Here is a 13,913-nt window from a genome sequence, read left to right as displayed (position 1 = left end):
GCGCGGCGGGAAATCCGGAGCGGCGGGCGGAAACCGCGTCCCGTGCGGAACCGCCGGGACGAACGGCCCGAAACGAATCGCGGAATGCGCAATCTCCGGCCTCCCCTAGTGTTTCCAGCCCAACGGCATGCCGGCGATGAGCCGTATTCTGTATTGTTGGGAATTGGGCGCCGGTTACGGCCATATCGCCGCGTTCTTGCCGGTGGCGAGACGGTTGCGACAGGCTGGGCACGACGTGATTTTTGTGCTGAAAAATCTGCAATTCGCCGACGTGCTACTCGGCGACAAGGCTTTCGACTATTTGCAAGCGCCGGTCTATTGGCCGGACGGCCGGCCGCTACCGGCGGCGCTGAATTACGCCGGGATACTGGCAAACACCGGCTACACCGACCCGACCGCGCTCTACAGCCGAGCAAACGCTTGGCGCGCCCTGTATCGGCACCTGAAACCCGACCTGCTGGTGTTCGACCACGCGCCGACCGCACAATTGGCCGCGCGCGGTCTGCCGCTGACCGGGGCGCTGTTCGGCGGCGGCTTTCAAATTCCGCCGGCCAGCCACCCCCTGCCCGCGTTACGTCCCTGGTTACCGACCGCGCCACGCGAGTTGGCCGACACCGAAGCGCGCGTGCTGGCCGGAGCCAACGCCGTCGCGGCTCGGCTGGAAGCACCGACGTTGCGGACCTTGGCGGATTTGTTCGAGACCGCCGAAACGTTTTTGTGTACTTGGCCGGAACTGGACGCCTATCCGCAACGCGTCTCCGCCCGTTATTGGGGCCCGGCGCTGCATGCGACCGCCGGCTCGGAGCCACGCTGGCCGACCGGCTCGGCACTCAAGCTGTTCGGCTACCTGCGCCCGGAGTACCCTGCCCTGGGCCCTCTACTGCAAGCGCTAGCCGCCAGCGGCTGGTCGTGCCTGCTGCACATTCCCGGCGCGTCCGCGGCCTTTGCCGACCAACACGCCGGCGCCAATCTACATATTTGCGCTCAGCCGCTACGCCTGGAAGCGGCGCTCGGGACTTGCGATCTAGCCGTCCACCACGGCGGCGCCGCTACCGGCGCGGCCTGTCTATTGGCCGGCAAACCGCAATTGGTGCTGCCGATGCAGATCGAGCAAGCCATCAACGCCCGCCGCATCGTCGAAGTCGGTGCCGGCATCCAGCTACCGGCCGAAACCCTCAAGCCCAATTTCCGCGCACTGCTCAAGGACCTGAGCGCGCGGCCGAACCACGCCGCCGCGGCCTCAGCTTTCGCGGCGAAATATACCGGATTCGAGCCGGACGCCCAGGCACAAGCCATCGCCGAACGCTGTCTGAGCCTGATCGAGACCCGACCTCAAGCCGACTGAGCGGCGTGTCTGACCGCCGCCCAAGCCGCCCGGCCGAAACCGAAGCTGGTCGTGACGATGCTGGCAAAGGTATACAACTTGAAGACCGCGACCGCCGCGCCGGTCGCGGCCGGGTCGTCGAGCACAGGAAACATCGCCATCAGTAAAAACAGGCTGGAGTTGGTGAACGCCCCGATCACCATGGCCCAACAGGCAATAGCCGGCAGCGGAAAGCGAGCGCCGTAAAAGCCCAGCAGCAACGCGCTCATCAATAAAAAATCCAGATGAGCCTGTAGCAAGCGGGCCGGCTTGCCGGGGAACATAGCCTGGAGCGGCGCCAACTCGAAGTGCAGACCGACCAGACACCAGGCCATGACCAGCGCGACCAACAGCCAGCAACCGGCGCCTTTCAGCAATAGGGGATTCGGATTCGATAAGGAATTCATCGCGGACCTCTAGGAAAAAACCGTATGCTAACGTGCTCGGCGCTCGCCCGCTTGTCCGAATCGGCCCCGACGCTTGACCAAAACGGCACTTACGCCAATAGTATGTTGCGCTCGCCAACCCAGATCAGCCATGACCAAACGCACTGACGACCAGCCCATACACGCGGACTTTTACTCGACCGAGACCATCGCGCCGTCCCACCGGCAGGCCTGGTTGCGCGAAGTCATCGGCCGCGAATACGCCAGAGTCGACATCGAGCCGCCCACCGACCAGCCCTTGTTCAACGAAATGACGATACATCACTGGTCCAATCTGCGTCTGTCGGCGATCCGCTCCAACCCGTTGGGCTTGCGCAGCTTGCCAGGCGAACCGGATTCGGCCAGCCAAGACGCCTATTTCGCGGTACTGCTGCTGGACGGCCGTTACCGCTTGCGCCAGCACGGCCGCGAGGCCTTTCCGCAAGTCGGCGATTGGACCTTATACGACGCCACCCAAGCCCACCGCATCGACTGCCCGGACCGTTTCGCCAAGCTGCTGGTGGCCATTCCGCGCCCCTTGTTGCGTGCCCGCCTGCCGGGCGTCGAACATTGCACCGCGCTACGCCTGCCGGGCGAACGAGGGCTGGCCGCCGTCGCAGGCGCCCTGGCGCGGACCGCGCTGGCGCAAGCCGCCACGTTGAAGGCCGACGAAACCGCGCTGATCGCCGAGCAGCTCCAGGATTTGTTGGTCAAGGCTTTCGCGGAACTGCGGCCGGCCCGCTTCGAATTGTCGGCCAGCCGCGCCGCCGCGCTGGACCGCGCCAAACGTCACATCGAATCGCGCTTGGCCGATCCCGAGCTGAACGCGGCCCGCTTGGCCCGCGAACTGGGGCTGTCCGCCCGCTATTTGAACGATCTTTTCGGCGCCGAAAATACCTCACTGATGCGTTACGTCCGCGAACGCCGGTTGGCGCGTTGCGCGGCCGAGTTACGCGCAGGTCCGCCCGCCTGCCGCAATCTGACCGCCCTCGCGCTACGTTGGGGCTTTAACGACATGGCTCACTTCAGCCGGGTCTTCAAGCAACGCTACGCCTGCCCGCCGCGCGACTACCCAGCCGGCGCCGACGATACGTTCTGACGTTCACCGGCGCGCCACACGCCATTAACCCGCGATCTTTCGACAAGGACTTTACCCGATGACCATCCCAGCACTCGCGCCGACCCTGCTTTATAAAGCCTGCAGCCTGGAGGAGTTGCCGTTCGCGACCACCGAGGAACTGGAGGAGTTGGACATCGTCGTCGGCCAGTCGCGAGCCCTGGAAGCGATCAAGTTCGGCGTCCGGCTACGCAAGCCCGGCTACAACATCTTCGCGTTGGCACCCGACGGCACCGGCAAGCTGACCATCGTCCGCGAACTGGCTGAACATGAGGCGCATCGCCAGCCGGTCCCGCTGGACTGGTGTTACGTGCACAATTTCGCGCAGCCGTCCAAACCCAAGGCGATCGGCCTGGAGCCCGGTCAGGGTCGAGCCTTTCAGTCGGACATGGCCGAACTGATCGACGAACTGAGCGTGGCGATTCCGGCGGCGTTCGACGGCGACGAATACCGCTCGCGGGCCGGCGAACTGGACAACGAATCGCGCCAGCGCGAACTCAACGTGTTGAACCGAATCCGCGACGACGCCGATCAGGCGCACATCATCTTCACCGAAACGCCGACCGGTTACGCCTTTCTGCCGGCCGACGACAACAACGAGCCGCTGACGCCGGAACAATTCGGCAAACTCGACAAGGACAAACAACGCCACTACCACGACACGGTGATGGGCTTGCAGGAACGGGTACAGGATGCGATCAAACTGTTTCCGCAATGGCGCAAGGAAACCAAGCGCAAGCTGCAAGCCTTGAATCGGGAGATGGCCGAGCTGGCGGTCAATCACTCGATCGACGAGCTGAAGGAAAAATACGCCAAGTGGCAGCCGATTCTGGACTATCTGACCGCGGTGCAAATAGACATCGTAGAGCATGTCCGCGACTTCATGCCGCACGGCGAAAAAACCCTGTCCTTCCTGGAAATACCGCAGGAACCGCAGCCGTTCAAGCGCTATCAGGTCAATCTGATCGTCGATTTCAGTCGCAAACGCTCGGCACCGGTAATTTGCGAGGATTTGCCGAACTACGCCAATCTGATCGGCCGCATCGACCATCAAGCGCAGATGGGTTCGCTAATCACCGATTTCACAATGATCAAGCCCGGCGCGCTGCACAAGGCCAACGGCGGCTATCTGATTCTGGACGCTCGCAAACTGCTGCAACAACCCTACGCTTGGGAAGCGCTGAAACGTACCTTGCAGGCCGGCGAGATACGCATCGAGTCGCTGGAACGGGCGTTGAGCCTGATCAGCACCACCTCGCTGGAACCGCAACCGATTCCGCTGGACGTCAAGATCATTTTGCTCGGCGATCCGATGTTGTATTACCTGCTGGGTTATTACGATCCCGAATTTCAGGACTATTTCAAGGTCGCCGCCGATTTCGAAGGCAGCATGGACCGGCACGGCGGCACGCTGGAATACGCTCGCTTGCTGGCGACGATAGCCCGCCGCGAACAGCTGCGGCCATTGAGCCGGCAAGCGGTGGCGCGGGTGATAGAACACAGCGCCCGGCTGGCCGGCGACGCCGACAAGTTGCTGACCCATCTGCGCACGATCAAGGATTTGCTGACCGAGGCCGATTACTGGGCCGGCGAAAACGGCCATACCGCCATCGCCAACAGCGACGTACAACAGGCTATCGACCTCAAGACCCGCCGGCTCGACAAGATCCGCGAAAAGCTCTACGAAAATATCCAACGCGGCACGTTGATGATCGATACCGACGGCGAGGTGATCGGTCAAATCAACGGTTTGTCGGTGTTGCAAGTCGGCGATTTCGCGTTCGGCCAGCCGTCCCGCATCACCGCGACTACCCGGATGGGCAACGGCAAGATCGTCGACATCGAACGCGAAACCGAACTCGGCGGCCCGCTACACAGCAAGGGCGTGCTGATTTTGTCGCACTTCATCGCCGCCCGTTACGCCCGCGATACGCCGTTCTCGCTGTCGGCCGGCCTGGTGTTCGAACAGTCTTACGGCCATGTCGAGGGCGATAGCGCGTCGCTGGCCGAGCTGTGCGCGATTTTGTCGTCGCTGGCGCAGGTACCGTTACGCCAGGACTTGGCGATGACCGGCTCGATCAACCAGTTGGGCCAGGTGCAGCCCATCGGTGGCGTCAACGAAAAAATCGAGGGCTTCTTCGACATTTGCAACGCCCGCGGCCTGACCGGCACGCAGGGTGTCATCATCCCGGCAGGCAACGTGCCGCATTTGATGCTGCGTTGGGACGTGGTGCATGCCGCCCAAGCCGGCCTGTTTCATATATACCCGGTCGGCGGCGTCGAGCAAGCACTGGCCTTGCTGACCGGAACGGACATCGGCCGCGCCGACGACCAAGGCCGCTATCCGGCGGATAGCTTCAACGGCCGAATCGACGCCCAACTCCAAGCGTTTAGCCGCTCGGTCCAGGCCTTTTCGGGCCGCGAAGCAAGCGACGGCGGCAAGCCTAGAACCGGTATCGATTGAGTCCAAACGCCCTGGGTTCGATAGTGTTCGCCACCTTCGGACCGTCGGCGGGGTTGCGGCATATGCCCCAACACTGCGGTATATCACACAGTTTTTACCCGGACTCGAACCACCGAGCCGCTGATTCGTCGTCATGAACCACTCGAAAACGTTGGTCCACCGTACAAACCAACGAACCTGGCACGCATTCAGCTTTGGGATTTGCCACGTTTGGCAACTTGGGATCGGCGGCTGGTCGCGGATGGCATTCTCGGAACACGACATTTATCGAATTTTTATCGACCACCGACCGCGGATTCTTGGCTTTTTGCAACAACGCCTGCGTTGCCCGGACACCGCCGCCGACCTGATTCAAGACATCTACCTGCGACTACGCTTGCTGAAGCCGCCGCCGAATAGCGAAGGCGAAGTGCGCGCGTGGCTTTACGCGGTGGCGGCCAATCTGTCGATCGATTATCTGCGCGCCGAGAAACGCCATCACGATTTGCTCGACCACTACCTGGGCGGCGCCACCGAAGTCGATGTTTCCGCGTCGCCAGAGCGCAGCGCGCAAGCGCGGGACGACTGGCGGCAAATCGAATCCGCGCTGGCGGAATTGCCCGATTTATGCGCCGACATCTTGTATCTGAGCCGGATCGAAGGGCTGAGCCACGCCGAAATCGCCGCGCGTCTGGGCATTTCCCTGAGCTGGGTGGAGAAGCAATTGGCCCGCGCCCTACTGCAATGCCGCCAAGCCCTGGACACCTAATATGGTTTAGCCCGCGCCGATTCGTTATAGTGATTTCCCTAAACCGTTTGCCCAGCCGCCGATGACCGATACGCCCGAAACTCTCGAAGACCGCGCGCGCCGCACCGCCGTCGAGTGGCACGTGCGTCTGACGTCCGGCGCGGTCTCGGAGGAAACCGCCGCCGCGTTCGCCGCCTGGCGCCGGGCGGATGCGGCGCACGAGCAAGCCTATCAAGACATCGCCCAACTGTGGCGAATTCTGCCGGAGCCGCTGCTGGCCGATCGTCGCCGGCGACTGGCCTCGGCCAACCGGAAACGGGCCGGCGCCTTGTTCCGGCCCGGCTGGAGCCTCGCCGCGGCCGCGTCGCTGTTGCTGGCGGCGCTGGCCGGTTTTTTCCCAGATTATCTGCAACACCCGCTGGCCGATTACCGCACCCGCATTGGCGAGCAAAGCTCGATCGCACTGGCCGACGGCAGCATCGTTCATTTGAATACCGACACCGCGATCGATGTCTCGATCAACGGCATCGAACGCCGCATCGTATTGCTGCGCGGCGAAGCCGAATTTGATGTCGCGCACGATGCCGGTCGGCCGTTCCGTGTCGCTACTGGCGCCACGACGACCGAGGCCCTGGGCACCCGGTTTATCGTTCGATACGACGGTAAGGCCGGCGCGGTGACACTGCTGCAAGGCAAGGTGCGCAGCAGCCGGCCTTCCGCGCACGGCGCGCAAACCGATAGCGCTACACTGCAAGCGGGTCAACAATTGGCTTTTACCGCCGATAGGCTGGGTACGCCGCAAACAGCGGAATTAAGCAACGCCGACGCCTGGCGGCGTGGTCGCTTGTTGATGAACTTTGTACCGTTGAAGCAGGTTATCGCCGAAATCAACCGCTACCGGCGTAGCCAAATCCGGTTGCTGGACGACAAATTGGCAGAGCGGGAAGTCAATATCGCCGTCGATATCAAGCAGACCGATGCCTGGCTGGAGGCGCTGCAACAGACCTTGCCTATCAAGGTTATCGACGCCGGGCCGTTGGTGTTTTTGCAGTCCTAAGCTGGGAAATTCAGCTGGCTGAGTCGTTGTCAATTGCTAACAACAAGCCTATGATGGCCAACATCTTAGCTATAACTGCGGACGGCCTTATGAAAACCAGTACCATCGCCGATGCCAAAAATAATTTGTCGCAACTGCTCGCTCAACTCGAGGTCAATGAGCCGATTCAATTGACCCGCTACGGAAAGCCCGTTGCCGTTATCCTGTCGCAAGCCGGCTATCGACAACTGATCCAGCCGGAAAAAAAACTGTACCAGGCCATTATGGACTGGCGCGAGCAACTCGATGGGCAGCTAGACATCGGCTTGAGCAATGCCGAACTGGGTGATTTACGCGGCAAGGACAGTGGCCGAGATTTTTCATGGGACGAATAATTTACCTGCTGGATAGCAACATTCTCTCGGAACCGGTACGGCAAGAACCGGATGCCGGCCTCATGGACAAGCTGGCAAAACACGACGGCGAATATGCGACCGCCGCCATTGTCTGGCACGAGCTCAACTACGGCTGTTATCTGCTTCCTGCATCCAAACGCAAAACGCTACTGCTGTCCTATTTAGCCATGCTGCTGAACAGCGGCTTGATCATTCTGCCTTTTGAACAAGCGGCCGCCGAATGGTTTGCCCAGGAAAGAGCGCGCTTGAAAAATACCGGGCAGACCTGTGCTTATGCGGATGGCGAGATTGCCGCGATTGCCGCAGTGAATAATCTAATTTTGGTTTCCCGCAATACTTCGGATTTTGCCTGCTTTCAAAATCTGACTGTTCAGAATTGGTTCTAGTCCAAGCTAAATCCTCTTAATAGAGCTGCGACAATTTGTCACACAGTCATTAGTACGGCTCAGCCAGCCGCCAATCGTTCTCAGCTAGAACCCATCTATACTGAGGACACATCATGAGAAAAACCCGAAACCCAAGCCGGACTGGAAAAACCCAAGCGAAAGGCTCTTCCGCAATCGGCGCATTGCCGCTTTGTCTGGGCTTGATAAGCGCTGCAACGCTGCCGACGGCTCAGGCCGAAAGTCCCAGCGCCACTAGCGAAAGTCGTAACTACAACATCGCCGCACAGCCTTTGTACTCCGCACTCAGCGCCCTGGCGGAACAGTCCGGCGTGCAGTTTGTTTACAACTCGGAGCTGGTCAGGGGCATTCAATCGCTGGGCGTTAGCGGGCAATATTCGCTGGAAGGCGCATTGAAACACTTGCTGTCCGGGTCGGGGATCTCTTATCGATTCAACGACGGCAATACCGTGACATTGCAAAAAACCACTACCCTGGAACCACAATCGGCAACAACAATGCCGGCGGTAACGGTGCTGGGATTGGCGCCCGGCAATACAAGCGATCCTTACGATAAAAGTTACACGGTCGGTAACAGCACGACAGCCACTAAAACCGACACGCCGATCATGGAAACGCCGGCATCGATTCAAGTGATTACCCGTACCGTGATGCAAGACCAGCAAGCCTACCGGCTGCAGGACGCGTTGAAAAACGTCAGCGGCGTACAGTCCTACCATCCGTTCGGCGGCGATTTCGAAAACTACGTGATGCGCGGCTTCTTGCAAACGATGGCCAATTACCGCAACGGCATCCGCATTCCATTCACCAAATTCGATCTTGCCAACGTCGAACGGGTGGAAGTCTTGAAAGGCGCGTCGGCAATGTTGTACGGCTTCAGCGATCCCGGCGGCATGATCAGCACTACGATCAAGCAACCCAGCGCGACGCCGTATTATTCGCTGGAACAGCGCTTCGGTTCCTACGATTTTTACCGCACCGAAGCCAGCGCAACCGGGCCGCTCAGCAAGGAACACGGCTTGAATTACCGGATGGATTTTTCGTATCTGGATGCCGGTTCTTTCCGCGACAACATGGGCAATGACCGGATCTTTTTCGCACCCAGCCTGAGTTGGGATGTCACCCCGGACACCAAACTGTCCTTATCCTACGAGCATCTGGAAGACAACAACGCCTACGATTTCGGCATTCCGGCGATCGGCAACCGCCTAGCGCAAGTGCCGATTTCGCGAACCTACGGCGGCAGTCCCGGCATGAAAAACAACACCCACAACAATTTGATCGACTTTCGTCTCGACCATCGCTTCAGCGACCGGGTCAAGCTAAATGCCGGCGCGGTTTCTTCGCAATACGACAAATACTGGCGAAGCATCTATCTAAGCCGGGTCGATGAGACGCCAGGCAGCACCTTTGGCAACGTCCGCCGCAACGCTTGGTTCGGACCGGAAAAGTCCGAATCACTGACGGCCTGGGTCAACGGCACCTTTGAGTTCGAGACATTTGGCATCAAACACAAAACATTGGTGGGCGGCGAATATTACAACAACCGGATGAACTACCAAGTCACCGACATTCGCATCGGTACGATCAACATCTTTGATCCCAATGTGCCGACGATCACCGCGGCGCAGATCGGCCAATTTGAAAACGCACCCTACGCCTACAATATCGCGACCGAATACACATCCAAGGCGTTTTACCTGCAAGATCAATTGACGCTATGGAACAAACTGCACGTTACCGGCGGATTCCGCTACAACTGGATCGACCGCTACCAATATCTGAGTTGGAACGACGATCCTTACAAGCAGGCAACCCGTACCGACGATCTCGCTAGTCCGCGAGTCGGCATCGTCTACCAGCCGGTGGACTGGTTGTCGCTGTTCGGCAGTTTTTCCGAATCATTCGGGCCAGCCGCCGATTACGCCGACGGCGGCAATACGCTGTACCAACCCTTCACCGCCACCCAATTCGAAGGCGGCCTGAAAACCCAGTTTTACGACGGCAAGTTCACCGCCAGCATGGCGTATTTCGACCTGGAACGCACACAGTTTTTTCAGGACCCGACCAGCGACAATATCTTCAAATCGGTACCGGTAAAAGGTAAAAGCAAGGGCGTGGAAGTGGACATGCAAGGCCAAATATACGCTGGTTTGAGCATGATAGGCAGCTATGCGTACACCGACGCCACCATTACCAGCGACGTCACCACGCCGGCCAACGTTGGCAATCGCTTGCCGTTCGCACCGGTGCATCAAGGCAATCTGTGGTTGAAGTACGATTTCAGCGAGGGCTGGCTAAACGGCTTCAGCCTAGGCGGCGGTGTGTACACCGCCGGCCGCCGCTACGGCGATGCCGCGAACAGCTATTACGACCACGCCTATGCTCGGCTGGACCTGATGGCCGCCTACCGTCGCAAACTGGGCGACACGACTCTGACCACGCGGGTCAACATTAACAACGTCAACGACGCCGATTACTTCGCGATGCGCTCGCGGCGCAGCAACTTGCCGGCTGAACCAATGACGGTGATGGGCTCGATCAAGTTGGAGTATTAAGCGGCGCTGCCGAACCGTCACGCAGGTTGAGCTGGGCGTTAAACCGAAGGTTGATGGGGTGAGGCACGAACCCCAACATTTTTGGACTCTCAATTGCCGGCATCGCTGATGTTCTGTTGCCGATAGCTGGAGGATTATTTTGATGTCGTTGGGTTGGGGTTCCTGTCGCCCCCTACGCTCTCCCAGCAAAAATAGACTGGGAATTTTCGGGGCCTAAACGTCATATTCGGGAATCGGTGCCAATTATTTTTTCCGGTTTCCATATGCGAGGGACTAAGCAGATGGACTCAATCAGATTTTTCATAAGGCGGCTGTTTTAATTCGCATATTTTTCGCACCATTTACATGACCGTTTTGCTATCCCCATGAACGCCACCTCCCAGCAATCGCCCTCGAACATTCCGACGAGCCCGCAAAACCGGCCCTTGTCCCGCCTGAAAGCCCGCCGCAAACGCTGGCTGGACGTGCATTTGTGGCTGGGCTTGACCTTGGGATTATTGCTGTCGATTTACGGCATCACCGGCAGTTTCCTCGTGTTCTATGCAGAGATCGACGAATGGCTGCATCCCGATTTACTGACGGTCGAACGGCCCGAGGATGGCGAATACCAGCCGCTGGCGAACATCTTCTCTGCAGGTAAAACCGTGATGCCTCCGAACGCGAAACACGTATTTTCGGTCTACCCTCGCAATGAAAACGCGGCATTCAAACTGCGTTACCAATTTCCAACTTCGGACAGCGAAAGCGAACGTTGGATTGTCGGCGTCAACCCGTATACGGCGCAAGTCACCGGAAAAATGTTGCTGACCCGTTCGGGCGATTGGCTGCCGGCCACCTTCATTGACTGCGTGTTCGAATTGCATTACGCGCTGCTGATTCCGTCCGAGGACATCAGTACGGCGATTGTCGGTATCTCGGCGGCATTGCTGATCATCTCGACGCTGACCGGCCTGATCGTCTGGTGGCCACTGACCGGGCATTGGCGGCAAGCACTGACGTTTAAACCCGGAGCCGGCAGGGTGCGTTTCAATTACGACCTGCACAAAACCAGCGGCTTTTACACCTTGCTGGTGATGGTGCCGGTGCTGTTCTCCGGCGCGTACCTAGTCCTGCCGCACAATGTAGTGCCAGTGCTGGAATTGTTCTCGCCGGTAACCTACCGCTATTGGTTTCAATCCGCGGCGCCCAAGCCGGATGCGCCGGCCATCGGCATGGACGAAGCGGTGGCGATCGCATTGAAACAATACCCAACAGGCCGGCCGCACTGGATTTACGGCGCGCCGAATCCAAACCAGACTTACACGGTTTGCCAGGACGGCGTCGATGCGCCCGGTAGCCTATTGGAACGCCGCTGCACGGTGATTGACCGTTACAGCGGTAAGATTCTGGATCTGGACGACCCCAGCCTGCCGACCGCTACGGCCGGGGAAATCTTCACCCACTGGCAATGGCCGCTGCATTCCGGTCAGGCCTTCGGGATGACCGGGCGGATATTGGTGTTTCTCACCGGCTTGGCGTGTCCAACGCTGTTTGTCACCGGCTTCATCCGCTGGCGGCAAAAGCGACGGCCTAAACGCCACCCGAGTTGATTCCCGACACAACGGTAAGCGCCCTCCTCGACGTCCTCATTGCTTCGCCGCCGTCAAACTTGGCTAAACTTATGATCTCCGGTCCAGCCAAACGGGCCAAGCTCTCATTTTTTCCGTTCAGCCAAGGACAGACGGCATGCGCATCTCGCAAAAACTCATCTTCGCGTTCGTCGCGGTATTCCTATTAACCGCCGTAGTCGGCGGTATCGGCATGGTCGGGCTGAATCGTATTGCCGACACGCTGGAACATACTCACCATGTTTTGTTGCCGCAGATCCGCCACACCGAGGCGATGAAGTCGGCGCTGATCGACTACCGCAACCGGGAAACCCAGCTGCTGCTGACCCGCTCCGCCGACGAGATTGCCGAAACGCTAAACCGGATGAACAAAAATTCGGCCGACTTGCAAAGTCACGAACAAGCCTTGCTACCGCTGCTGACCGGCGCCGACGAAATCGCCCGCCACCGGCTCTACCGGGATAAATTGCAAGCCTATCTGCAAAGCCACCAGCAATTCGAAACCTTGATCAAAGCAGGCGAATACGAGTCGGCGCTGAGTTATTTTCGCGGCGCCGGCCGCTCCGCGTTTCGCGAGTTGCTGCCGACGATAGACGTCTTGGTCGAAGCCAGTCTAGCCAATGCCGACAAGGCCGAGCAAGACGCCAATACGCTGACCGAGTCCAGCCAAACGCTGACCGTCGCCGTCACGTTGGCCGTGTTGCTAACCGCCATCGGCTTGAACGCCTGGTTGTTCAAAGCCATCGTGCCTCGGCTCAGACATATCGATACGACGACGACGGCAATCGCCGAGCGCCTGGATTTTTCGTTGCGAGCCAACGTCGACAAGCACGACGAAATCGGCGAAACCGCCGACGCGGTGAATCGGGTCGCCGCCGCGATACAAGCGGCGCTACGCGATCTGCTGAACGGTATCGCCGACAACGCCAGTAATGCCGAACGGCTGCTGACGACAGCCGATCTGGCCTCGCAAAGCTCGGAACGCCAGTCGGAAGCCGCCGCCAGCATGGCCGCGACGGTCGAGGAGTTGACGGTTAGCATCAATCAAGTGGCGGAGAACGCCGCTCGCGCTTTCGACCTGGCCCACCAGTCCGGCGATGCCGCCCGTAGCGGCGGCGCTGTCATTGCCGATTCGATCCGGCAGATGCGGGAAATCGCCACGCGCATCGAACAGACTTCGATGTCGGTCCAGCATCTGGGCGCCGCCTCCGAGGAAATTTCCGGAATTATTCGAGTCATCCGCGACGTCGCCGAACAAACCAATTTGCTGGCGTTGAATGCCGCGATCGAGGCGGCGCGAGCCGGCGAACAAGGCCGCGGTTTCGCGGTGGTGGCCGACGAAGTTCGTAAGCTGGCCGAGCGTACCGCGGTGGCAACTCGCGACATCGGCGTCAAAATCACTGCCATTCAAGCCGGCGTCAAGGATGCCGGGGCCCGAATGACCGAAGCGGTCGCGTTAGTGGAAACCGGCGTCGCCGTCGCCGACGGCGCGGGAAATTCGGTGAAATTGATCACCGAACGCACCCAAGATAGCGAAGCCGAAGCCAATGCGATTTCCAGGGCGATCCGCGAGCAGGGCGAAGCCAGCCAGCAAATCGCGGTGCATGTCGAGCAGATCGCCCGAATGAGCGACGAAAACAGCGATGTGGCCGAACAAACCGCCAAGCTGTCGCGTAATCTGGCCGGCATTGCTACCGCGATGCGCCAGACCGCGCAACGTTTCAAGATTTAGCCGGGCAGAGCGCTGGGATTGCGCGAAGCTCGAAACTCAACAGCGCCATTTCGCGCCCGATTCA

The 13,913-nt window shown here is 59.6% G+C and carries 11 protein-coding genes; 10 read left to right on the top strand and 1 reads right to left on the bottom strand.

Translation table 11 applies throughout. The features are described 5' to 3' along the window. Nucleotides 1-136 precede the first annotated feature (136 nt). Nucleotides 137-1,345, top strand: coding sequence for a glycosyltransferase (locus BJL95_RS00630; RefSeq protein WP_071154896.1), 1,209 nt, complete (start codon nucleotides 137-139; stop codon nucleotides 1,343-1,345). Here BJL95_RS00630 and BJL95_RS00625 read toward each other — a convergent pair. Continuing rightward, nucleotides 1,333-1,770, bottom strand: a complete 438-nt coding sequence (locus BJL95_RS00625) for a hypothetical protein (protein WP_071154863.1) — start codon at nucleotides 1,768-1,770, stop codon at nucleotides 1,333-1,335. The genes BJL95_RS00630 and BJL95_RS00625 overlap by 13 nt on opposite strands. Before the next feature lie 130 nt (nucleotides 1,771-1,900). Between BJL95_RS00625 and BJL95_RS00620 the strand changes: the two genes are divergently transcribed. From BJL95_RS00620 to BJL95_RS00580, 9 genes are all read left to right on the top strand, one after another. Beyond that, nucleotides 1,901-2,887: a helix-turn-helix domain-containing protein gene (locus BJL95_RS00620; protein ID WP_071154862.1), complete on the top strand. Its 987-nt coding sequence runs from the start codon at nucleotides 1,901-1,903 to the stop codon at nucleotides 2,885-2,887. 58 nt (nucleotides 2,888-2,945) lie between these two features. Beyond that, a complete protein-coding gene (locus tag BJL95_RS00615; RefSeq protein ID WP_071154861.1) occupies nucleotides 2,946-5,369 on the top strand; it encodes a Lon protease family protein in 2,424 nt (807 codons plus the stop codon). Between the two features lie 133 nt (nucleotides 5,370-5,502). Beyond that, nucleotides 5,503-6,117, top strand: coding sequence for an RNA polymerase sigma factor (locus BJL95_RS00610; protein ID WP_254786650.1), 615 nt, complete (start codon nucleotides 5,503-5,505; stop codon nucleotides 6,115-6,117). A 61-nt stretch (nucleotides 6,118-6,178) separates the two neighbouring features. Next, nucleotides 6,179-7,153, top strand: a complete 975-nt coding sequence (locus tag BJL95_RS00605; protein ID WP_071154860.1) for a FecR family protein — start codon at nucleotides 6,179-6,181, stop codon at nucleotides 7,151-7,153. Nucleotides 7,154-7,242: 89 nt separating this feature from the next. Continuing rightward, nucleotides 7,243-7,527 carry a type II toxin-antitoxin system Phd/YefM family antitoxin gene (locus tag BJL95_RS00600; RefSeq protein ID WP_071154895.1) on the top strand — a complete coding sequence of 95 codons (285 nt, stop codon included), beginning with the start codon at nucleotides 7,243-7,245 and terminating at the stop codon, nucleotides 7,525-7,527. Next, nucleotides 7,515-7,934, top strand: coding sequence for a type II toxin-antitoxin system VapC family toxin (locus tag BJL95_RS00595; protein ID WP_071154859.1), 420 nt, complete (start codon nucleotides 7,515-7,517; stop codon nucleotides 7,932-7,934). Before BJL95_RS00600 ends, BJL95_RS00595 begins: the two co-directional genes overlap by 13 nt. A gap of 113 nt (nucleotides 7,935-8,047) precedes the next feature. Beyond that, the gene (locus tag BJL95_RS00590) at nucleotides 8,048-10,510 is read left to right on the top strand and encodes a TonB-dependent receptor (RefSeq protein WP_071154858.1); all 2,463 of its coding nucleotides are present in this window, start codon (nucleotides 8,048-8,050) and stop codon (nucleotides 10,508-10,510) included. Nucleotides 10,511-10,875: 365 nt separating this feature from the next. Further along, nucleotides 10,876-12,099, top strand: a complete 1,224-nt coding sequence (locus BJL95_RS00585) for a PepSY domain-containing protein (RefSeq protein ID WP_071154857.1) — start codon at nucleotides 10,876-10,878, stop codon at nucleotides 12,097-12,099. 136 nt (nucleotides 12,100-12,235) lie between these two features. After that, entirely contained in the window at nucleotides 12,236-13,849 is a 1,614-nt protein-coding gene (locus BJL95_RS00580; RefSeq protein ID WP_071154856.1) for a methyl-accepting chemotaxis protein, read from the top strand. The last annotated feature ends 64 nt before the right edge of the window (nucleotides 13,850-13,913 follow it).

This window comes from Methylomonas sp. LWB (assembly GCF_001856095.1).
Classification (GTDB): domain Bacteria; phylum Pseudomonadota; class Gammaproteobacteria; order Methylococcales; family Methylomonadaceae; genus Methylomonas; species Methylomonas koyamae_A.
The sequence above is the reverse complement of the archived record's forward strand: the minus strand, read 5'-3'. Positions and strand labels throughout refer to the sequence as shown.